A 20,910-nucleotide genomic window follows, 5' to 3' on the forward strand; every position below is an offset into this window, starting at 1 on the left:
AGAGGAACAACGATGTCCCACTTCATCTATCTCGTGCGCCATGGCGAGCAGCAGGACGCCGAACACGGCATGCCCGATGGCCCGCTCTCCGGCCGCGGCATCCGCCAGGCCAAACTCCTCGCCGACCGTCTGAGCGGGGTGCCATTCACCGGCGCCTGGCATTCGCCCCTGCAGCGTGCGGAAGAGACCGCCACCATCATGACGGCCAGTATGCCGAGCCTCGACTCCAAGCCGTCGGCCCTGCTCTTCGACTGCATTCCCTCCGGGCCGACTCCCGACATGCCCCACGCCTTCGACTCCTTCTTCGGCTCGGTGACCCGTGAGCAGATCGACGCCGGCGAGGCGCAGATGGCGGATGCCGTCAGCGAATGGCTCACTCCGGCGAGGGAGGATCGCCACGACCTCCTCATCACCCACAACTTCGTCATCGCCTGGTTCGTGCGCGAGGTCTTCGACGCGCCGGCCTGGCGCTGGATGGGACTCAACCAGGCCAACTGCGGACTCACCATCATCCGGGTGCGTTCCGCCAAGCCGCCCGTGCTGATCACACACAACGACCTCGGTCACCTGCCGGCGGAGTTGCGCACCGGCTTGCCAGAGGGGCAGCCCTTCTAGAGCGCCTTCCGGTACCAGTTCGTGGCGTTGGGATTCTCGTTGTAAGGCGGGATGTCGCTGTAGCCGCTCGACCGGTAGAGACCCCCGGCCGCCGCGAGGCTCGCGTTGGTGTCCAGGACGAGCTCCGTGGCACCGAAGCCGCGTGCTCTCTCCTCGAGTTCGGCCAGTAGTGCCCGACCGAGACCCCGACCGCGGGCATCGGGGCGCAGGTAGAGGTGTTTCACCTCGTAGCGGAGTCCGTCGACGCCGACGGACTCCAGCAGCCTGATTCCGCCGCATCCGAGCGGAGAATCGCTCTCATCGACTGCGATGAGGAACACACCCCGCGGTTCGATGAAGTCTTCGGCCACCGGGAAGGTGGTGCGGTAGAGACCCTGGGCGGCGGGGAATCCGGCGGCTCGGTCGGCGAAGTATTCGCTCAGCAGTTCGTGGGCGGCCGGCTCATCGACCCGCGATTCTCTCCAGCGCAGCATCCGACCAGCCTATGGGGGCTGGCTTGGTAGATTTGGGCCATGACAAAAACCGTCGCCATCGCCGGCGCGACCGGGCGCATGGGGCAGCTCATCACGCGCCTGATCGACGACTCCGCAGACTTCGAGCTCGTCGCCAGTCTCGATTCCCACTCCGCCCTCGACGACATGCTCGTGGCCGACCTGGTGGTGGATGTCACGGTGCCGGCCGTCAGCCAGGGCATCGTCGATTTCGCGGTCGGACACGGCAAGAGCGTGCTGGTCGGAACGAGCGGCTGGTCGGCGACCCGCATCGTCTCGCTCGAGAATCGCCTCATCGCCGAGGGGACCGGCGCCGCGGTCATCATCATTCCCAACTTCTCCATCGGTTCGGTGCTCGCCACGTCGTTCGCGGCGATGGCAGCCCGCTTCTACGACTCGATCGAGATCATCGAGTCGCACCACGCCACAAAGGTGGACTCTCCTTCCGGCACCGCTGTGCGCACCGCTGAGCTCATCGGAAACGCCCGTTCCGCCCTCGGACCGGTGATCGCTCCGCACGCCGACCAGCGCGCCAGAGGCCAGCAGGTGTCGAGCGTGCCGATCCATTCGCTGCGGATGCAGGGCATCGTGGCGAAACAGGACGTGATCTTCGGCGGCACGGGGGAGACCCTGACCCTGAGTCACGAGACGCTCGACCCGAGCTCGTACGAGTCGGGCATCATGCTCGCCCTTCGCGCCCTCGGATCCGCTAACGGTGTAATCGTGGGACTCGACCGGCTCATCGACCTCGGCCCCGCCGATCCGGAGCCGCCGGCGGGCATCCCGAGCGATCTCGAATGAAGGGTCGAATCGCGGCGATCGTGATGTCCGCACTCCTGGTGCTCTACCTGGTCTTGGTACTTCAGCTCGCTGTCCGCCTCATCGCCGTCGACAACGGCATCTCGAAGACCTTGGGGATCGCACTCCTGGTGCTTCCGCTGATCGGCGCCTGGGCCCTCGTGGCCGAGATCCTCTTCGGCGTCCGCACCCAGCGCCTGGTGCGGGAGCTGGATGCCGCGGGCGAGCTCCCCGTCGACTCCCTACCCAAACGCACCAGCGGCCGACCGGAGCGTGCCGCCGCGGACGCCGAGTTCCCCCGGTACAAGGCAGAGGTCGAAGCCGACCCCGGCAGTTGGAAGGCCTGGTTCCGGCTCGGACTCTCCTACGACGCGAGCGGGGATCGCAGCCGTGCCCGCCGATCGCTCAGGCGCGCGATCGCCCTGGAGCGCTCCACCCGCTGAGCGCGCGAGAGGCTGCGCGCGCGAGACGCTAAGCGCTCGACCCGCTGAGCGGGCGACCCGCGCTGCGCCCCCGGGCCTCGCCGCTAGCCCAAGAACGCGTCGATCGCCTGCTCGACGGTCTCGTCCCGAAACACGAAACCGTCAGCGAGCAGCTTCGACGGCAGGATCTGCTGGCTGCTGAGCAGCAGTGCGGGTCCGGCATCCTGCAGCGCGAGATCGATCACCCAGGACGGCGCGACGAAGGGGTACCAGCGGTGCATCCGCTTCGCCACGTGGTGGGTGATGCGATCGGAGGTCGCCGGGGTGGGGCCGACGAGGTTTACCGGGCCGCTGAGTTTCGATGTGAGCAGGTGCCGGATGGCCGCTGCCTCGTCGTAGAGGCTGATCCAGGGCCAGATGTCGCCGCCGGTGCCGAGACGGGTGCCGAGGCCGAAGCGCGTGAGAGCCATCACGGGCAGCAGCGAACCGCCGTTGCCGATCACCACCCCGGTGCGGAAGGTCACCAGGCGGGTCTTCGCCGGCCGCAGCTGCGCGGCCTGTTCCCACGCTTCGACGACGTCGCCGAGGAATCCCGGCCCGCGCGTGGACTCTTCGGTGAGGCGCTCGCCCGGCCGGTCGCCGTAGATTCCGACCGCCGATCCGCTGAGGAACACCTTCGGCGGGGTGGTCGCTCGCGCCATGGCCTCGACGAGCGTGCGGGTGGCCTGCACTCGAGAATCCAGGATCTGCTTCTTGTAGCCGCGCGTCCAGGGCAGCCGACCGATGGATGCCCCGGAGAGGTTGATCACCGCGTCGACCCCGTCCATCACGCTCGCGTCGAGCATGTGGGCACTGGGAGCCCAGTTGATCTCCTGGGGGGACTTCGGCTGTCGGCGGACCAGCGAGAGCACCTCGTGCCCGTCATCCTGCAACTGCCGGGTGAGTTCGGCGCCGATGAATCCGCTCGCCCCCGAGATGAGGATGCGCAGGGGCTTACGCACCGGGGCCCGTGGCGCTCTGGACTTACGGGGGGAGGGAGCGGCGGCCGAGGGCAGGTCTGTTGGGGGCACTATGCGAGGTTAGCTTCGAGAGTGATGGGGATGCCCGCCAACGCGCGCGAAACCGGACAAGTCTCCTTCGCCTCGGACGCGATCCGCTCGAAATCCCGTTCGCTGATGCCCGCCACATTCGCGCTGACCAGCAGGTGACTTCCGGTAATCCCGGTGCCGGGATCGAAAGTGACCGCCGCTGTCACCTGGAGGCTCTGCGGTGGGGTGCCGAAACCGGCGAGTGCGTTGGCGAGGGCCATCGCGAAGCAGGCCGAGTGCGCAGCGCCCAGCAGTTCCTCCGGATTGGTGTGGGCGGCCTCGCCGGTGGCTCTGGCGGCCCAGGTCACGGGGAAGTCTGCGGCGGCCGATGAGTCGAGCCTCGTCCTGCCCGATCCGCTCGTCAGGGCACCACTCCACAGCGTCGTGGCCTCGCTCGTCACTGCCATGGCTTCAGACTACGCGCGCGAATCGGTCTTTCGCCCGGTCAGCCCGGCCCGAACGACAAGCAGATAGAGCTGGCATCCGAAGCAGTAGTCGAATACCGAGTTGAGAAAGGCCGCGATGAAGGCCGCCGCCGCGAAGATCACCAGCCCGAAGGGCACACCGGCGAGGTGCAGCACGACTCCGACGAGGGTCACGACGAGGCCGACCCCCTGCGAGAACGTCGGCGGCTTCGGGTCTTCGAGGTGGGTAGGTGCACCGAGCCGGGGGCGAACGAGGGCGCGGAACAGCCAGCCGTACGGATGGTGGGACACCCCGGCGAAGGCGCCAACGGCGAAGAGGGCCGTGATGATCGCGAAGAGGATGAACGCGGGTTGGCCGGCACGTTCGCCGACCGTTGCCGCGGGAACGGCGGACGAGGCGAGGGCGAGGGCGATCACCACGAGCAGGAGCACGGCGGTGATACCGGCGCTGAAGCGCGGTCCGCGCGGGTCGATGCCCGTGGTGCCGGGCTTCGCAACCAGTGCCTGTTTCGATGCGGTAAGTGGTCTCGTGGCGCTCATGAGCACCCTTTCGGTCGGGGCGTCGCTCAGGCGGCTTCGAGGATTCGGCCGAGCTCGGCGCGCACGTCCGCACTGCGGGGTGCGCCACCGATCCGCGCCCTCACGGCACCGTTGGCATCGAGGATGAAGGTGGTGGGGGACTGAAGCAGGTTGAAGCGGTCCGCGAGATCTGGGCGCGTGGTGACATCGACATCCACGTGGGTGATGCCGGGCAGTTCGGCCGCCAGCGCACCGAGCAGCGAGTTGGTGGTGCGACACGGCGAACAGAACTCGGTGGAGAACTGCAGCAGCGTTGCTCCCGAGCCCGCAACGGCATCCGCCGAGAGCTCTGAGACGTGGATGCGCTCGTCGCTTCGGGTGACCGTGCGGATGCGTCCGGTGGTCGAGCGCCAGACGAGGCCGATCACGGTGGAGGCGGCGACGAGGGCGACCAGTACGGCGGCGATTCCGAGGGGGTTCATAGTGCTTCCCACGCTATCCGCGCGGCCATCGCGGTGCCGCTGTGTGACGCGGGGTTACACGGTCAGGTCTGCGCATCGCGGTGGTGGGCGCTGCGGCTGCCGGCTACGACGGATGCCGCTGAGGGCCACGACGCCCAGAGCGGATCTCGGCGCTTTTCCTCGGCGTGTCTCATCCCTCAACCGGCGGGTTTCACATGCGGTCCGCTCTCAGCACGGATGTCGCCTCCTCCACAGCGCTCGACGGCCACATCGTCTTCACCGGAAGGACCGGAGTTCCCCGCGTCACCGGGACCGCGATCATCCTCGGCTCATGTCGTTACTCGAATCTTCCCTCCGATCCCTCGGTGGCGTCGCCCACGTCCGCACCCTCGGCGAAATCGGAATACCGCATTCACCGGTCGAGCGCGCGGCTGCCATCGGGAGGGTCGTGCGAGTGCGGCCGGGTGTCTATGCCACTCTCGACGCCAATCCAGAACTGGTTCGAGCGGCCCGGGTCGGTGGTCGGCTCGCGGGAGCCTCGGCGGCGCGGGCAATGAGACTGTGGGTTCCACCAGGCCGGGGACTCATCGTGGAGGTATCCCGAGGTGCAACTCACCTGCGGGATCCCGATGATCCCGATCGAGCGTTAGACCGAAGTCGTGGGGACGTGCGGATCCTCTGGACCGGCGCGCCGCGGCCCTTGCGCCAGTCGATCGGTGTCGCTTCGATCGCAGACATGATGAGGCAACTCGTCTTCACCGAACCGGACGAGTATGTCGTCGCGGTCCTGGATTCGCTTCTCCGCCGCACGGAGACCTCACGTTTCGACCTCGAGGCCGCCGCGGTCGGCTTATCCACTGCGGGGCGTTCGCTTCTTTCGCTGGTCGATGATCGCGCTGATTCGGGGTCGGAAAGCGTGGTCAGGGTGCTTCTTGCTCAGGCGGGATGCGCGGCGACACCCCAGGTGCGCATCCCCTTCACGGATCTCGACCGGATAGACCTCCTTGTCGGCGATCGACTGGTCATCGAGTGCGACAGTGAGGAGCACCACGGCGGTCGCGAACAACGGCTTCGGGACCTTCGGCGGGATGCCGCGCTCGCGTGCCTCGGGTTCATCGTGCTGAGGTTCGACTGGCAGCAGATCTTCTTCGAGCCAGCATCCGTTGTCTCGGCTGTTCTCAGGTATGTCGAGCTCGGTCTGCATCGATTCTGAGTCGAAGTCACTGTGGCCAGGGGCGGATTTTCCGGCGGCGCGCGGTGCCAGGCGGTCGACACGCCGGTCCTCGCGGCGCAGGTCCGCCCTGGACGACAGCAGTCCATCGCGAGCCGCGCCCGCGAGCGCGATACCCTGTAACTCGTGTCTACGTCTCACAATCCCTTCGGCCAGGTGCTCGTCGCGCTGGTGACCCCTTTCACCGCTGATGGCGAGGTCGACTGGGCCGGCGTGGAGAAGCACATCGACGACGTCATCAACGCCGGCGCGGACGGGATCGTCGTCACGGGCACGACGGGGGAGACATCCACCCTCACCGACCCGGAAAAGCTCAAGCTCGTCGAGGTGGGCAAGTCAGTCGCGGCCGGCCGAGCGAAGATCATCACCGGCGGCGGATCAAACGAGACCGCCCACGCGATCGAGCTGTACAAGCACAGCGAGAAGGCCGGCGCCGATGCCGTCATGATCGTGACCCCGTACTACAACAAGCCGACCCAGGCCGGTGTCCTCACCCATTTCCGCATGATCGCTGATGCGACCGACCTGCCGGTGATCCTGTACGACATCCCCGGGCGCACGGGCATCCCGATCCGTTACGAGACGATCCTGCGCGCGGCGAAACATCCCAACATCAAGGCGATCAAGGATGCGAAGGGCGACTTCAGCGAGGTCAGCCGGGTGCTGAACCAGACCGACCTTCTCTACTTCTCCGGTGACGACGCCAACGTGCTCCCGCACCTGGCGATCGGCGCGACCGGTCTCATCGGGGTCACGGCGAATATCGCCGCCGCACCGTACCGGGTGATCGTGGATGCGGTGAACGCGGGCGACCTCGCCACCGCCACCGCAGCCCACCAGCAGCTCGAGCCCCTCGTGCGCGCCGTGATGACCCATGTGCCCGGCACCGTCGCCGCAAAATACATCCTGCATGGCCTCGGCCGCATCGACAGCCCGCGTGTGCGACTGCCGCTCGTTGGCCCAGAGGACTTCGAGGCCGCCCAGATCGAAGACGAGATCGCGCTCGTCGGCGAGATCCCCGGGGTCGACCTCTCGAACTTCCGTCCGGACCGCAATGCGGCCGCGGGCGGAGCGTTGCCCAAAGTCGCCGGGACCACGCGCTAACAGCCTGAAGAAGGGGGCTAAAGACCCCGAAGATCACCGAACAATTTGGATCCCATGAACTCACCGCTATACGAACCACGTCCTCTCGCACCTGCAACGCTGCGCGTCATCCCCATCGGCGGTCTCGGGGAGATCGGCCGCAACATGACCTCGTACGAGATCGACGGCAAGATCCTCATCGTCGACTGTGGCGTGCTCTTCCCGGAGGAGAACCAGCCGGGCGTCGACCTGATCCTGCCCGACTTCAGCCCCATCAGGGACCGGCTCGACGACGTGCTCGGTGTCGTGCTGACGCACGGCCATGAGGACCACATCGGTGCGGTGCCCTACCTGCTCAAGCTGCGCCAGGACATCCCCCTCATCGGTTCGACGCTCACGCTCGCGCTGATCGAGGCGAAGCTCAAGGAACACCGCATCACCCCGTACACGCTCACTGTCGCCGAGGGGCAGAGCGAGAAGATCGGTCCGTTCGACCTCGAGTTCATCGCGGTGAACCACTCGATCCCGGACGCTCTCGCCGTGGCCATCAAGACCGCCGCCGGAGTCGTGCTCCACACCGGCGACTTCAAGATGGACCAGCTTCCCCTCGACAACCGCATCACCGACCTGCGTGCCTTCGCCCGCCTCGGCGAGATCGGCGTCGACCTCTTCCTCCCCGATTCCACCAACGCGGATGTCCCCGGCTTCACCGCCCCGGAGCGCGACATCGGGCCCGTGCTCGAGTCCGTCATCTCGAAGGCGCCGCGCCGGGTGATCGTGGCGAGCTTCTCCAGTCACGTCCATCGCGTGCAGCAGGTGCTCGACGCCGCCCACGCCAACGGACGCCGTGTCGCGTTCATGGGTCGATCGATGGTGCGGAACATGACCATCGCCGCCGACCTCGGCTACCTCAAGGTGCCGGCCGGCGTGCTCATCGACGCCAAGAAGGCCGCCGATCTTCCCGACAACAAGATCGTCTACATGTCGACCGGCTCTCAGGGTGAGCCGATGGCCGTTCTCGCGCGCATGGCCAACCTCGAACACCAGATCGAGGTGGGCAAGGGCGACACGATCATCCTCGCGTCCAGCCTCATCCCCGGCAACGAGAACGCGGTCTACCGCGTGATCAACGGCCTCACCAAACTCGGTGCGAACGTCGTTCACAAGGGCAACGCCAAGGTGCACGTCTCCGGGCACGCCTCGGCCGGAGAGCTGCTCTACGTCTACAACATCCTGAAGCCCAAGAATGTGCTGCCGGTTCACGGCGAGTACCGCCACCTGGTCTCCAACCAGCAGCTGGCGATCGCGTCGGGCGTTCCCGAGGCCAACACCATCGTCGGCGAGGATGGCATCGTCATCGACCTCAAGGCGGGCGAGGCGACCGTCGTCGGCCAACTCGACCTCGGCTTCGTCTATGTTGACGGTTCCTCCGTCGGCGAGATCACGGATGCCGACCTCAAGGACCGCCGCATCCTCGCCGAGGAGGGCTTCGTCTCGATCTTCGTGGCGATCGACGCGCAGACCGGTCGGGTCATCGTGGGGCCGGAGATCCAGGCCCGCGGGTTTGCCGAGGACGAAGCGGTATTCGACGCGGTGAAGCCGCTCATCGTCAAGGCGCTTTCGGATGCCGCGGCGAACGGCACGCGCGACACGCACGCCTTCAGCCAGGTGATCCGCCGCACGGTGGGCCGCTGGGTGAACTCGTCACACCGCCGTCGTCCGATGATCGTGCCCGTGGTGATCGAGGCCTAAGACGTTCCGCCGGTCGAGTGGGGCCCTCGAGGGCGGGGCTCGAGACCACCGGCCGGCCACGCCAGTGTCCAGACCCGCCGCCCGAGCATCCCGGCCTGCGACACACCCCGGCATTAGCGTTGATACATGGCTACGAGCACCAGGTCGACCCCGCGCGCGCGCTCCACGACGCGCGCCACGACCCGCCCAACGGGTAAGGGCACCACGCGCAAACTGCCGGTGATGAAGACGGTCCCGTCAGACCAGCCCGGCCTGCTCACCGTTGCGTGGCTCGCACTCGCTCACGCCGTGGGAGGCGCCGCGAGAGTGCTCGGCCGCGAGACCCTCGCCAAGGACGAGCGCCGCGACGGAGTTCCTTTCTTCATCTTCCTGCTCGCCGTTGTCGGCGCGGTCGTCGAGTGGTTCAACCCCGCCGATCCGATCGCCGTCGCGCTCGACTCCTACACCTTCGGGGGGTTGTTCGGCCGAGTCGCGTTCGCACTCCCGGTGATCATGCTGCTGTTCGCGGTCTGGCTGTTCCGGCATCCGTCGTCCGTACACGACAACGGACGCATCGGTATCGGCCTGGCGCTGCTGCTCACGTCGATCAGCGCGATCTGCCACATCTTCGGTGGCGCACCCCAGCCCTCCGGCGGTGTCGAGCCGCTGGCCCGTGCCGGCGGAGTCGTCGGTTGGGTTCTCGCCGGTCCGCTGCTCGCCGTGGGAACGGCCTGGCTCGCGGTTCCCCTCGTCTCGCTGCTTCTGCTGCTGTCTCTCTTCATCATCACGAAGACTCCGCCGAATCGCACTGGTGTGCGCCTGCGCGAGCTCTATGCCTATCTGTTCGGCGCCCAGGTCGCTGAGCCGACCCCGACCAAGGTGCTGCAGAAGGGCCTGACGGCGGACACCGGGGACTTCGGATCGTTCGGCGATCTCGACCTCGAGGAAGAGGACTCCGGATCGCTGCCCTGGTGGCGCCGAAACAAGAAACGTGAAGACGACCCGGCGTTCGACAGCCCCGTCGTCTCCAAGGGTGCCAGCGCGGGGGAGCAGGCAACAGAGGTCATCGACCGCACCCGTCGCGATGAGCAATTCGGCACCGAGTTGCTCGACGAGCTCGTCGAGGCCGAAGCGGCGGTCAAGCGTTTCACCGGCGAGGTGGCTCCGGTCACCGGCATCCGCGACGACGGTCCGTTGGTGGCCGACCTTCTGCCGGGATTCGCGGCGACGGCCTCGGCGAAGGGAGACCTCGGCGAGTTCGCGGCGCCGAAACCGAGTGCCCCGACCGCGCCGTATCGACTGCCCGCCGCATCCAGCCTCGTGCCGGGCACGCCGCCCAAGTCGCGCTCCGAGGCCAACGACGTGATCGTCGCCTCGATCACCGAGGTGCTCAAGCAGTTCCAGGTGGATGCCCGCGTCACCGGTTTCAGTCGCGGTCCGACGGTCACCCGGTATGAGATCGAACTCGGGCCCGGCGTCAAGGTGGAGCGGGTCACCGCCCTCACCAAGAACCTGTCGTACGCGGTCGCGAGCAACGAGGTACGCATCCTCTCGCCGATCCCCGGCAAGAGCGCCATCGGGGTCGAGATCCCGAATGCCGACCGCGAGATCGTGTCGCTCGGCGACGTGTTGCGCTCCAAGGCCAGCACCTCGAGCGTTCACCCCATGACGATCGGTCTGGGAAAGGATGTCGAGGGTGGATTCGTCGTCGCCAACCTGGCGAAGATGCCCCATCTTCTCGTCGCCGGCTCCACCGGCTCCGGCAAGTCGAGTTTCGTCAACTCGATGATCACCTCGCTCCTGATGCGCGCGACGCCCGCCCAGGTGCGCATGGTGCTCATCGACCCGAAGCGGGTGGAGCTCGCCCCCTACGCCGGCATCCCGCACCTCATCACGCCCATCATCACGAACCCCAAGAAGGCGGCGGAAGCGCTGGCCTGGGTCGTGAAGGAGATGGACATGCGCTACGACGATCTGGCCAGCTTCGGCTTCCGCCACATCGACGACTTCAACGCCGCGGTGATCGCCGATGAGATCGTGTTGCCTGCTGGCAGCGAGCGTTCCCTCAAGCCCTACCCCTACCTGCTGGTCGTCGTCGACGAGCTCGCCGACCTCATGATGGTGGCGCCGCGGGATGTGGAGGACTCGATCGTGCGCATCACCCAGCTCGCGCGGGCATCCGGCATCCACCTCGTGCTGGCGACTCAGCGGCCCTCGGTCGATGTCGTCACGGGACTCATCAAGGCCAACGTGCCGTCTCGGCTGGCCTTCGCAGTGTCGAGCATGACCGACTCGCGCGTGATCCTCGACCAGCCCGGTGCGGACAAGCTGATCGGGCAGGGCGACGCTCTGTTCCTTCCGATGGGAGCCTCGAAGGCCATCAGGGTGCAGGGCGCCTGGGTCACCGAGAGTGAGGTCAACGCCGTCGTGCAGCACGTGACGCGCCAGGCTCGACCCGACTATCGCAACGATGTCGCGGTTTCCGCCGAGAAGAAGCAGATCGACGGGGACATCGGCGACGACCTCGAGGTGCTTCTTGCGGCCGCGGAGCTCGTGGTCAGTACCCAGTTCGGCTCGACGTCGATGCTTCAGCGCAAGCTCCGGGTCGGATTCGCGAAGGCCGGTCGACTCATGGACCTGCTCGAGTCGCGGGAGATCGTGGGGCCGTCGGAGGGATCGAAGGCCCGCGACGTGCTCGTCGCGCCTGAGCAACTCCCGGGAGTTCTCGCGAAGCTACGCGGTGAAGACGGGCCGGCGGCCACCGCGACCGATGACCGCTACTCCGCCGATCCGGTGGGAGACTCGACGAGCGGTTACGATGAAAGCCACGTGAGCGCAGACGAAGACGCCTGGAATCTGACCGGCAGGGAGTGAGAATCATGGCATCGCCAGAATCTCCTGGATCGTCTGATCCGGTCGTGCCCGTCAAGCGTCCGAACCCGATGCGCGGTCGGGTCGCCCGTGCGGGAGACACCCCCGCGAGCACCGGCAACATCGCCAACATCGTCACCGTCGTGCGCATCTTCATGGCACCGGTATTCATCTGGCTCCTGCTGGCTGACGGCGGCGACCTCGGCTACCTGAGGTACATCGCCGCCGGACTCTTCGTGCTCGCGATCGTCACCGATACCGTCGATGGAATTCTCGCCCGTCGCCAGAACCTGGTCACCGACTTCGGCAAGATCCTCGACCCGATCGCCGACAAAGTGCTCATCGGCGGCGCTCTGGTCGCGCTGTCGATCCTGGGCGAACTGTGGTGGTGGGTCACGATCGTGATCCTTGTGCGCGAATTCGGCATCACGATCTTCCGGTTCGCCGTGATCCGCAGCCGGGTCATCCCCGCCGTCGCCAGCGGCAAGCTCAAGACCGTGCTCCAAGCGGTGGGCATCTCGCTGTTGCTCTTCCCCTTCTGGACCGCCGTGGGTGACTGGGAGCACTGGGTGGGCTGGATCGTCATGGGAGTCGCGCTCGTGCTGACCGTGGTCTCCGGTGTCGATTTCGTCGTGAAGTATCGCCAGCAGAACCGCGTCGCGACGGCCTGAGCCATGACCGGGCAGCGCACGGCGGATGTCGCGGCAGAGGTCGTCGCCATCCTGATCGAGCGCGGCCTCACCATCGCCGTCGCCGAGTCACTCACCGGGGGACTTCTCGTCTCGGCGCTCGTCGACGTGCCCGGGGCATCCGCAACGGTGTTCGGTGGGGTCGTCGCTTACAACACCGCGGTCAAGCACAGCGTGCTCGGCGTCGACGCGGATCTTCTCACGGAACACGGACCGGTGGATCCCGAGGTCGCCCGGCAGATGGCAGACCGGGTGAGAACCGTTCTCGCGGTGGACGGTGCAGCGGCTGACGTCGGCTTGTCGACTACCGGGGTCGCCGGCCCAGGGCCCCAGGACGGGCATCCGGCGGGCACCGTCTACCTCGGAATCGCGATCGGCGAGGATGTGAGTTCGCTGAGACTCGAACTGGGGGGAGACCGTGGGGCTATCCGAGACGAGACTGTCTCCGAATCACTTACACGGTTGAGAATCGCCCTCGAAACCCGGTGAACAGCTCCGGGAATCTTTCTCGTTTCGATCTCGTTACATCACAGTGATTCACAAGCGTCATACAGATGTAGCTGGTTAGTGTTTTACCTACCGGTGGTTTAGTGTTACTGATCCGCCGGGCCGGAATTACCCAGCAGCATCCGTGGTTGTCGTTCGTGTAGTCGTTTTTACGACGCAGTCGTATTAGAGGAGGAGGGTCCAATGGTTCTAGTTCGTCAAGAAATCGGTGACGTGCTCCGGGACTTCCGCCTGCAGAAGGGCCGTACCCTTCGACAGGTCGCGAGCAAAGCAAGTGTTGCTCTCGGCTACCTCAGCGAGGTGGAGCGTGGCCAGAAAGAGGCCAGTTCCGAAATCCTCGCTTCGGTCGCGGATGCACTCGAGACGCCGATCTCAGTGATCATGCGCGAGGTGGGCGACCGCCTCGCAGTAATCGAGGGAATCAACATCATCCCCGACACCGTCCCCGACGACCTCGTCGCGGATTTCGACGCGGGACTCGTCACGCGCTAAGGCTTACCGAACCGGCACGGTGTGGTCGGTTTGTGGAACGGATGCCCGGCTCTCCTGAGCCGGGCATTCGTCTGTGTGGGGGGCTCCATTCGCGCGACGCGCGCGATTCTCGCCCTGCGGTCAACCCGGGTCGAGCAGCGTACGCGGCGCCGCTATCGAGACCCCGATACGCTTAACCGATGCGCCTCAGCCAGTTCTGGACCGCCGTTTCCGACGAGTTCGGGGCGGCCCTCGGTCGCGCCCTCGTGCATGATCTGGTGCTCGGCGAACTCGGCGATCTCACCGCGGAACAGGCCCTCGCAAAAGGACTCGACATCCGCGGCACCTGGCTCGCGCTCTGCCGCGCCACCGATGTTCCGGAAGCCCGACGCCACGGTGTCGGCAACCGGGAGCCGACAGCGGGGGCGTGAGCCGAAGGGCTAGTCCGCGCGGCGAATCATCAGGGAGCGGATGCCTCCCGCGAATGCCCAGACGGCGAGTCCGATCGCGATCCCCAGGGCGGTGCCGCCGACGGTATCGGTGAACCAGTGCACGTTCAGGTACAGGCGGCTGTACCCCATTGCCACCACGTAGACCACCCCGAAGACGGTGAACCAGCGGTGGCGCACCAGGAGTGCGAGCACCACGATCAGGGACGCGGCGACCGCGGAATGGCCCGATGGATAGGCCGAGAGGCTGACGACGATGTCCCGATGAGGGGGGCGCGGCCTGTCGAATGTCGCCTTGAGAGCTTCGACGGCCCACTGGGCGATCGGTCGTAGCGGCAGCACCACCAGGGCGGCCCAGACTCCCCGGGTCAGCAGCAGCGCGACCGCGGCTATCGCGGGAACGACGAACAGGGCGATTCTGCCCCCTCCGAGCTGGTTGAGAGCGAGGGAGGGACCCTCGAGCCACGGGGTTCGGAAGCCAGCGATCGCCCGATAGAGCACCTCGTCAACCGTGGTGGGGCGCCCCGAGAGCGCGGCGGAGATGATCGCCCCACCCGCCACGCAGAGCGCGAGCGCCACGACGGCGACGAGGATCCCGAGCCCGCGTTGCGGAGCGGTGCCCCAGGCTCTCTCGATGCGGATCGCGCGGGAGGAGCCTTTTCCTGGGGCGGGTGACATGGTCCCATTCTCGCCGAAGCCGCCTCGGGGAGCGGGGGAGTCCGTCGATCGGCTTCGAATCCATGCGACACGCCGGAGCGGAACATTCGAACATGTCTTCGGTGTGGCGTAGTCTCCTTCACAGCGGCCGAAATCCGCGAATTGTTCACCGTATGCCGCGGGCCAGCAAGCAATGTCCCCGGTCTCGCGTACCGTTCGATTCGTTGGACCAAGCCACCAACAACAGCCTTGTCGCAGGTCGTGAACACCTTGCAGGATCGGTGCACTCGACGAAACGGCAGCCTATAGGCGCATCACCTCGACGCTAGAAGGAGCACCACAATGCCATCAGTTGCAGATCGCGAAAAGTCCCTGGAGACCGCCCTCGCCCAGATCGACCGCCAGTTCGGCAAGGGCTCCGTCATGCGCCTCGGCAGTGATGAGCGTGCTCCCGTCGCGGTAATCCCAACCGGTTCCATCGCGCTGGATGTCGCCCTCGGCATCGGCGGGCTCCCGCGCGGTCGCATCGTGGAGATCTACGGCCCGGAATCCTCGGGAAAGACCACGCTCACCCTCCACGCCATCGCCAATGCGCAGAAGGCCGGCGGAATCGCTGCCTTCATCGATGCGGAGCACGCCCTCGACCCCGAATACGCCAAGGCGCTCGGGGTGGACATCGATGCTCTTCTCGTCTCGCAGCCCGACACCGGGGAGCAGGCGCTCGAGATCGCGGACATGCTCATCCGGTCCGGCTCGATCGACCTCGTCGTGATCGACTCCGTGGCGGCGCTGGTGCCCCGCGCCGAGATCGAGGGCGAGATGGGCGATTCGCACGTCGGTCTCCAGGCGCGGCTCATGTCGCAGGCCCTCCGCAAGCTCACCGGTGGGCTCAGCCAGACCAACACCACGATGATCTTCATCAATCAGCTGCGCGAGAAGATCGGTGTGTTCTTCGGTTCGCCAGAGACCACCGCGGGAGGCAAGGCGCTCAAGTTCTACGCGTCCGTGCGCCTCGACATCCGCCGCATCGAGACCCTCAAGGAGGGAACGGATGCCGTCGGTAACCGCACCAGGGTCAAGGTGGTGAAGAACAAGATGGCTCCGCCATTCAAGCAGGCAGAGTTCGACATCCTCTACGGCACCGGTATCTCCCGCGAGGGAAGCCTCATCGACTTCGGTGTCGAGCACGAGATCGTCCGCAAGTCCGGGGCCTGGTACACCTACGACGGTGACCAGCTCGGGCAGGGCAAGGAGAACTCGCGCAAGTACCTGATCGAGCACGCGGCCACCGCGAACGAGATCGAGCAGAAGATCAAGGCGAAGCTCGGCATCATCGTCGACGCGAAGGCGGCCGCGGCGGCCGCGTCGCAGGCGAAGGCGGACGCGAATGCAGAACTGGCTGCTGCCAAGTCGGCCGGAACGCTGACGGCGGCGTCCACCCCGGCGAAGGGGGCCCGTGCCAGCGCCGCGGAAACAAAAGCCGCAGCCAATGCGAGTTTCGCGGCGGCCGAGAGCCGCACCGCGATCGGAGCGTAGACCGTGGCCTCCGGTGACGGCCCGAAGCTCGCCCGGGTGACCTACCTGCCCGGGGTGACTCCTGACTCGATGCAGCAGGGGCCGTCATCGGAGAGCGACCCGACAGAGAACGCCGGGGACGCGGCTCTTCCCGACTTCGTCTCATTCTTCGGAGGGAAGGAGCAGGGGGCGTCCGAGGATTCCACCGACTCTGAGGTTCCGGCGACCTCTGCCGAGCCGGAATCGGCGACGCGGGGCAACACCCGCCGAGAGGTGCGTGCCGAGAATGTGAGCATGCATGCTCTCACCCGTCGCGGTATGTCGCGCTGGGAGCTCGGGAAGACCCTCCTCTCCCGCGAATTGGACGAGGACGTCGTCGAGGCCGAGCTCGACCGCCTCGAGGGAGTCGGCCTCATCAACGATGCGGCGCTTGCCGAGACATTCGTGCGCACGCAACACGATCGCAAGGGTTTGGGACGCGGTGCGATCACCGCCGAGTTGCGTCGGCGCCATGTGGATCAGGAGCACATCGATGCCGCGCTGGAACAGGTCGACGACGACGACGAGCAAGACCGGGCCACAGAGCTGGCAATCAAGCGAGCCGGGCAGTTGAGTTCCTACGATCTCGAGACCGCCAAGCGCCGGCTGCACGGGTTCCTGTCCCGCAAGGGCTATTCGTCGGGCGTCGTGCGCGCGGCGATCGATGAAGCGTTGTCGGCTCGCTCGAGCGGCGTGCGATTCCGTTAGGGATGCATCGGTGGCAGGTCGGCCGGCTCCTCGAGTGGATGCGCGCGAGGGGACGGTTAAGATTGGGGGATCATGACCCTCACCGCTCCTGCCGGCACCACCACTGCCGCACCTGATTCCCCTCGCACCTACGAGGTGCGCACCTTCGGCTGCCAGATGAACGTGCACGACTCCGAACGACTGAGTGGTTCGCTGGAGGCGGCGGGGTACGTGCGTGCGGAGGGCGGCATCGTGGATGTCGTGGTGATCAACACCTGCGCGGTGCGGGAGAACGCCGACAACAAGCTGTACGGAAACCTCGGGTACCTCGCCTCGGTCAAGCAGAAGCACGAGGGGATGCAGATCGCCGTCGGCGGCTGTCTGGCCCAGAAGGACAAGAACGTCATCCTCGAGAAGGCGCCGTGGGTCGACGTGGTGTTCGGCACCCACAACATGGGATCGCTGCCCACCCTTCTCGAGCGGGCGCGTCACAACGGTGAGGCGCAGCTGGAGATCCTCGAGTCGCTCGACGTCTTCCCCTCGACCCTTCCGACCAAGCGCGAGTCCACCTATTCCGGCTGGGTGTCGATCTCGGTCGGGTGTAACAACACCTGCACGTTCTGTATCGTCCCCGCCCTGCGTGGCAAGGAGAAGGACCGCCGGCCGGGCGACATCCTCTCCGAGATCCAGGCGATCGTGGATGACGGCGCCATCGAGGTCACCCTCCTCGGCCAGAACGTCAATTCCTACGGGGTCGAGTTCGGAGACCGGCAGGCGTTCGGCAAGCTCCTCCGTGCGGCCGGCGAAATCCGCGGGCTCGAGCGCATCCGGTTCACCAGTCCCCATCCGGCTGCCTTCACCGACGACGTGATCGACGCGATGGCGGAGACCGGCGCCGTGATGCCGCAGTTGCACATGCCGCTCCAGTCCGGGTCGGACCGGATCCTCAAGTCGATGCGCCGCAGCTACCGGTCAGACAAATTCCTGGGCATCCTCGACCGCGTGCGGGCCCGCATCCCCACCGCGGCGATCTCCACCGACATCATCGTCGGCTTCCCCGGCGAGACCGAAGAAGACTTCCAGGAGACCCTCCGCGTTGTCGAGCTCGCCCGGTTCGCGACCGCCTTCACATTCCAGTATTCGATCCGTCCCGGCACGCCAGCGGCGACCATGGACGACCAAGTGCCGAAGGCCGTGGTGCAAGAGCGCTACGAGCGACTGGTTGCGCTGCAAGACCGCATCTCCTGGGAAGAGAACCAGAAGCTGGTCGGCACGCAGGTGCAGGTGCTGGTCGGCGCCGAGGGTTCCAAGGACGCCGACACCCACCGGCTGTCCGGTCGTGCCGAAGACAGCCGCCTCGTGCACTTCGAGGTGCCGCCTCACAGCGAGCTTCCGCGCCCCGGGGATGTCGTCACCGTGTGTATCTCCGAAGCGAAGCCGTTCTATCTGCTCGCCGACTCCGCCGACGGTGCTCCACTGCTGATCCGGCGCACGAGCGCCGGGGACGCCTGGGATCGGGCCGAGGCGGACTCGTGCGCCATCCCCACCGCCGGTGGTGCCGCATCCGCTCCGGCACGGGTTTCGCTCGGACTTCCGACGGTGCGGATCGCCACGTCTCCGATCTACGACCTGCACGACGGGCAGCGCTAGCGGCGATGCTCGTCGCAATCGTCGGCGCGACCGGCACCGGCAAGTCGGCCCTGTCGCTCGACCTCGCGGAGAGGTTCCGTTCAGAGGGCCGGGCGGCCGAAATCGTCAATGCCGATGCCATGCAGCTCTATCGGGGCATGGATGTCGGCACGGCCAAGCTCCCGGTCGACGAGCGTCGCGGCATCCCGCACCACCTGTTCGATGTGCTCGACCCCCGTGAGGAAGCCAGCGTCTCGGCGTTCCAGGCGGATGCCCGAGGCGCGATAGCGGGGATCCTCGACCGCGGTGCCGTTCCGATCCTGGTCGGCGGGTCCGGGCTCTACGTGTCATCGGTCGTCTACGACTTCCAGTTTCCCCCCACCGACCCGGTGGTTCGCGAGCGGCTGGAGCGGGAACTCCTCGACCGTGGTCCTGGCCTGCTCTACCGTGATCTCCTCGGCGTCGACGAGGATGCGGCGGCCGCGATCGGTCCACACAACGGCCGGCGTCTCGTGCGCGCTCTCGAGGTGGTGGAGCTCACCGGCCGGCCGTTCGGATCGGGCCTGCCCGCCGAGTCGGACCACTGGATGCCCACCACCTCCCTCGGACTCACCACTCCGCGGGACATCCTGGTGCCGCGGCTGGACGACCGGGTGGCCGCAATGTGGAGAGACGGGATCGTCGACGAAGCGCGAGCGCTCGACAGCACCGGGCTCGGGGTGACGGCGTCTCGTGCCATCGGCTATGCGCAGGCCCTCGGGCAGGTCAGGGGAGACCTGACGGAAGCGGAGGCTATCGAGCAGACCAGGGTGCTCACGCGCAAGTACGCCCGACGTCAGGTGGGATGGTTTCGGCGGTACCCCCAGACGTTCTGGCTGGACTCGGACGATCCTGACCGGGTGTCGTCCGCCCGCCGGATACTCTTGGACCATGCCTGACCTGCATTTCACCAAGGGCCACGGAACCGGCAACGACTTCGTCTTCTTCGCCGATCCCGACGGACTCATCGACCTCACTCCCGCACAGATCGCCGCGATCGCCGACCGCCACTTCGGCGTGGGAGGCGACGGCGTCATTCGAGCGGTACGTTCGCAGAACCTGCCTGCGGGTGCTGCCGCCCTCGCAGAGGACGATGCGGCGGAGTGGTTCATGGACTATCACAACGCCGACGGATCGGTCTCGGAGATGTGTGGCAACGGCATCCGCGTCTTCGCCAAGTTCCTGATCCAGAACGGGCTGGCGACGCTGGGACAGGGGGAGACCCTTCCCATCGGTACACGGAGTGGTGTGCGCGACCTGCAGCGGAACACTTCCGGATTCCAGGTCGACCTCGGACGCTGGTCGCTCGAGGGAGGCGAGCCGCTCGTGCGCGCGAAGAACCTGTCTGTGGCGCGCCCGGGTCTCGGCATCAACATCGGTAACCCCCACGTCGTCGTCGCGTTGTCGAGCGACGAGGAGCTCGAGAGCGCCGACCTGACCTTCATCCCCGTGCTCGACCCGGAGGCGACCGAGGGCGCGAACGTCGAATTCGTCGTGCCGATGGACCCGCTGGTGAAAGACGGCGTCGGACGCATCCGCATGCGCGTGCACGAGCGCGGCAGCGGTGAGACCCTCTCCTGTGGCACGGGGGCGGCCGCGGCGGCCCTCGCAACCCGGCACTGGGCCGGGTCGGGTGCTCCGAACCAGTGGCGCGTGGAGGTGCCAGGCGGCACCCTTGGCGTGCGGATGTGGGCGGCGGAAGACGGCGAGCACGTCTCGTTGAGTGGACCCGCCGAGCTCGTCTTCGAGGGTGACCTCACCTACTGAGCCACGCCGAGGCTCCAGAATCAGCGTGGATCGACGGCGCTCGAGGAAATTCCCTGGGTGCTCCCGCTCCCACCCGCCGCGCGGGGGACCTGTCTGCGTTACCTGCGGCGGACCCTCAGCACCCGATAGCCCTTGTTGGTCGCCGCGCGCGAGACGGCGAAGTCCGCGGGAAGCCAGCCTTCGAGCCAGCGGTGCAAGGAATCGGATCCGAGATTGCGCTGCACGACGAGCCAGGCGTCGGATTCCGGGTCGAGCCGTGGCAGCCAGGACTCCAGCATCCCGTGGAGTTCGTTCTTTCCGACTCGGATCGGCGGATTCGAGCGGATGGACATGAAAGTCAGGTCCGCGGGAACATCTTCCGGGGTCACGGCGTTGATGTTGGTGACGCCGATGGCTTCGGCGTTGCGGCGCACGAGGTCAAGGGCGCGGGAGTTCACATCCACAGCCCACACGGTGGCGTGAGGGGACTGCAGGGCGAGAGTGAGGGCGATCGGTCCCCACCCGCAGCCGAGGTCGAGCAGATTTCCCCCGGGAGGCGCCGGGGGGGTGTTGGCAAGGAGCACCTGGGTTCCGGCGTCGATGCGTTCGGGGCTGAATATGCCGTTGGACGTGGTCAGTTCGAAAGTCTGGTCGGCCAGCGGAACGCGGATCTGCCGCAACTTGAGCTCACTCTCGGGCATTTCGGAGAAGTAATGCTCAGAGGCCATGCAGAGAAACCTATCGAAA

23 protein-coding genes are annotated in these 20,910 nt (G+C 66.7%); 16 read left to right on the forward strand and 7 right to left on the reverse strand.

The window, feature by feature from the left end:
• Positions 1 to 12 precede the first annotated feature (12 nt).
• Complete coding sequence (locus ABIB54_RS09495; RefSeq protein ID WP_354575282.1) at positions 13 to 615, forward strand: histidine phosphatase family protein; 603 nt, start codon at positions 13 to 15, stop codon at positions 613 to 615.
• Here ABIB54_RS09495 and ABIB54_RS09500 read toward each other — a convergent pair.
• A complete protein-coding gene (locus tag ABIB54_RS09500) occupies positions 612 to 1,088 on the reverse strand; it encodes a GNAT family N-acetyltransferase (RefSeq protein ID WP_354575283.1) in 477 nt (158 codons plus the stop codon). The genes ABIB54_RS09495 and ABIB54_RS09500 overlap by 4 nt on opposite strands.
• A 39-nt stretch (positions 1,089 to 1,127) precedes the next feature.
• Here ABIB54_RS09500 and dapB point away from each other — a divergent pair, with 39 nt between their 5' ends.
• Together dapB and ABIB54_RS09510 are read left to right on the forward strand one after the other, a co-directional pair.
• Positions 1,128 to 1,907: a 4-hydroxy-tetrahydrodipicolinate reductase gene (gene dapB, locus ABIB54_RS09505; RefSeq protein ID WP_354575284.1), complete on the forward strand. Its 780-nt coding sequence runs from the start codon at positions 1,128 to 1,130 to the stop codon at positions 1,905 to 1,907.
• Positions 1,904 to 2,347 (forward strand): hypothetical protein, encoded by a 444-nt coding sequence (locus tag ABIB54_RS09510; protein ID WP_354575285.1) that lies wholly within the window; start codon positions 1,904 to 1,906, stop codon positions 2,345 to 2,347. The genes dapB and ABIB54_RS09510 overlap by 4 nt, the downstream gene beginning before the upstream one ends.
• An 83-nt stretch (positions 2,348 to 2,430) precedes the next feature.
• On the opposite strand, the gene ABIB54_RS09515 is transcribed toward ABIB54_RS09510, so the two are convergent.
• Genes ABIB54_RS09515 through ABIB54_RS09530 form a run of 4 tightly spaced genes read right to left on the reverse strand, consistent with a single transcriptional unit; the run spans position 2,431 to position 4,840 of the window.
• The gene (locus ABIB54_RS09515; RefSeq protein WP_354575286.1) at positions 2,431 to 3,396 is read right to left on the reverse strand and encodes a TIGR01777 family oxidoreductase; all 966 of its coding nucleotides are present in this window, start codon (positions 3,394 to 3,396) and stop codon (positions 2,431 to 2,433) included.
• Positions 3,396 to 3,821, reverse strand: coding sequence for an OsmC family peroxiredoxin (locus ABIB54_RS09520; RefSeq protein ID WP_354575287.1), 426 nt, complete (start codon positions 3,819 to 3,821; stop codon positions 3,396 to 3,398). Before ABIB54_RS09520 ends, ABIB54_RS09515 begins: the two co-directional genes overlap by 1 nt.
• Before the next feature lie 9 nt (positions 3,822 to 3,830).
• The gene (locus tag ABIB54_RS09525) at positions 3,831 to 4,379 is read right to left on the reverse strand and encodes a DUF4395 domain-containing protein (protein ID WP_354575288.1); all 549 of its coding nucleotides are present in this window, start codon (positions 4,377 to 4,379) and stop codon (positions 3,831 to 3,833) included.
• A 26-nt stretch (positions 4,380 to 4,405) separates the two neighbouring features.
• On the reverse strand, positions 4,406 to 4,840 hold the full coding sequence (locus ABIB54_RS09530) for a TlpA family protein disulfide reductase (protein ID WP_354575289.1): 435 nt from the start codon (positions 4,838 to 4,840) through the stop codon (positions 4,406 to 4,408).
• 310 nt (positions 4,841 to 5,150) lie between these two features.
• Here ABIB54_RS09530 and ABIB54_RS09535 point away from each other — a divergent pair, with 310 nt between their 5' ends.
• The 8 genes from ABIB54_RS09535 (at position 5,151) to ABIB54_RS09570 (ending at position 13,833) form a co-directional block, all read left to right on the forward strand.
• Positions 5,151 to 6,032, forward strand: a complete 882-nt coding sequence (locus ABIB54_RS09535; RefSeq protein ID WP_354575290.1) for an endonuclease domain-containing protein — start codon at positions 5,151 to 5,153, stop codon at positions 6,030 to 6,032.
• Between the two features lie 144 nt (positions 6,033 to 6,176).
• Positions 6,177 to 7,154 (forward strand): 4-hydroxy-tetrahydrodipicolinate synthase, encoded by a 978-nt coding sequence (gene dapA / locus ABIB54_RS09540; protein ID WP_354575291.1) that lies wholly within the window; start codon positions 6,177 to 6,179, stop codon positions 7,152 to 7,154.
• A gap of 54 nt (positions 7,155 to 7,208) precedes the next feature.
• Positions 7,209 to 8,885: a ribonuclease J gene (locus ABIB54_RS09545; RefSeq protein WP_354575292.1), complete on the forward strand. Its 1,677-nt coding sequence runs from the start codon at positions 7,209 to 7,211 to the stop codon at positions 8,883 to 8,885.
• Between the two features lie 126 nt (positions 8,886 to 9,011).
• Positions 9,012 to 11,738 (forward strand): FtsK/SpoIIIE family DNA translocase, encoded by a 2,727-nt coding sequence (locus ABIB54_RS09550; protein WP_354575293.1) that lies wholly within the window; start codon positions 9,012 to 9,014, stop codon positions 11,736 to 11,738.
• Positions 11,739 to 11,743: 5 nt separating this feature from the next.
• Positions 11,744 to 12,406 (forward strand): CDP-diacylglycerol--glycerol-3-phosphate 3-phosphatidyltransferase, encoded by a 663-nt coding sequence (gene pgsA, locus ABIB54_RS09555; RefSeq protein WP_354575294.1) that lies wholly within the window; start codon positions 11,744 to 11,746, stop codon positions 12,404 to 12,406.
• 3 nt (positions 12,407 to 12,409) lie between these two features.
• Positions 12,410 to 12,913 (forward strand): CinA family protein, encoded by a 504-nt coding sequence (locus tag ABIB54_RS09560; RefSeq protein ID WP_354575295.1) that lies wholly within the window; start codon positions 12,410 to 12,412, stop codon positions 12,911 to 12,913.
• A 201-nt stretch (positions 12,914 to 13,114) separates the two neighbouring features.
• Positions 13,115 to 13,423 (forward strand): helix-turn-helix domain-containing protein, encoded by a 309-nt coding sequence (locus ABIB54_RS09565; RefSeq protein WP_185203510.1) that lies wholly within the window; start codon positions 13,115 to 13,117, stop codon positions 13,421 to 13,423.
• A gap of 179 nt (positions 13,424 to 13,602) precedes the next feature.
• Positions 13,603 to 13,833 carry a DUF3046 domain-containing protein gene (locus tag ABIB54_RS09570; protein ID WP_354575296.1) on the forward strand — a complete coding sequence of 77 codons (231 nt, stop codon included), beginning with the start codon at positions 13,603 to 13,605 and terminating at the stop codon, positions 13,831 to 13,833.
• A gap of 9 nt (positions 13,834 to 13,842) precedes the next feature.
• On the opposite strand, the gene ABIB54_RS09575 is transcribed toward ABIB54_RS09570, so the two are convergent.
• Positions 13,843 to 14,529, reverse strand: coding sequence for a phosphatase PAP2 family protein (locus ABIB54_RS09575; RefSeq protein ID WP_354575297.1), 687 nt, complete (start codon positions 14,527 to 14,529; stop codon positions 13,843 to 13,845).
• 321 nt (positions 14,530 to 14,850) lie between these two features.
• Between ABIB54_RS09575 and recA the strand changes: the two genes are divergently transcribed.
• The 5 genes from recA (at position 14,851) to dapF (ending at position 20,184) form a co-directional block, all read left to right on the forward strand.
• Positions 14,851 to 16,044: a recombinase RecA gene (recA, locus tag ABIB54_RS09580; RefSeq protein WP_354575298.1), complete on the forward strand. Its 1,194-nt coding sequence runs from the start codon at positions 14,851 to 14,853 to the stop codon at positions 16,042 to 16,044.
• A gap of 3 nt (positions 16,045 to 16,047) precedes the next feature.
• Positions 16,048 to 16,770 carry a regulatory protein RecX gene (locus ABIB54_RS09585; protein WP_354575299.1) on the forward strand — a complete coding sequence of 241 codons (723 nt, stop codon included), beginning with the start codon at positions 16,048 to 16,050 and terminating at the stop codon, positions 16,768 to 16,770.
• Between the two features lie 72 nt (positions 16,771 to 16,842).
• A complete protein-coding gene (gene miaB / locus ABIB54_RS09590; RefSeq protein ID WP_354575300.1) occupies positions 16,843 to 18,399 on the forward strand; it encodes a tRNA (N6-isopentenyl adenosine(37)-C2)-methylthiotransferase MiaB in 1,557 nt (518 codons plus the stop codon).
• Positions 18,400 to 18,404: 5 nt separating this feature from the next.
• The gene (miaA, locus tag ABIB54_RS09595) at positions 18,405 to 19,316 is read left to right on the forward strand and encodes a tRNA (adenosine(37)-N6)-dimethylallyltransferase MiaA (protein ID WP_354575301.1); all 912 of its coding nucleotides are present in this window, start codon (positions 18,405 to 18,407) and stop codon (positions 19,314 to 19,316) included.
• Positions 19,309 to 20,184 (forward strand): diaminopimelate epimerase, encoded by an 876-nt coding sequence (gene dapF, locus ABIB54_RS09600; protein WP_354575302.1) that lies wholly within the window; start codon positions 19,309 to 19,311, stop codon positions 20,182 to 20,184. Before miaA ends, dapF begins: the two co-directional genes overlap by 8 nt.
• A gap of 98 nt (positions 20,185 to 20,282) precedes the next feature.
• On the opposite strand, the gene ABIB54_RS09605 is transcribed toward dapF, so the two are convergent.
• Positions 20,283 to 20,891: a class I SAM-dependent methyltransferase gene (locus ABIB54_RS09605; RefSeq protein WP_354575303.1), complete on the reverse strand. Its 609-nt coding sequence runs from the start codon at positions 20,889 to 20,891 to the stop codon at positions 20,283 to 20,285.
• Positions 20,892 to 20,910 lie beyond the last annotated feature (19 nt).

Origin of the sequence: Frigoribacterium sp. UYMn621, assembly GCF_040549525.1 — a bacterium.
Lineage (GTDB): Bacteria > Actinomycetota > Actinomycetes > Actinomycetales > Microbacteriaceae > Lacisediminihabitans.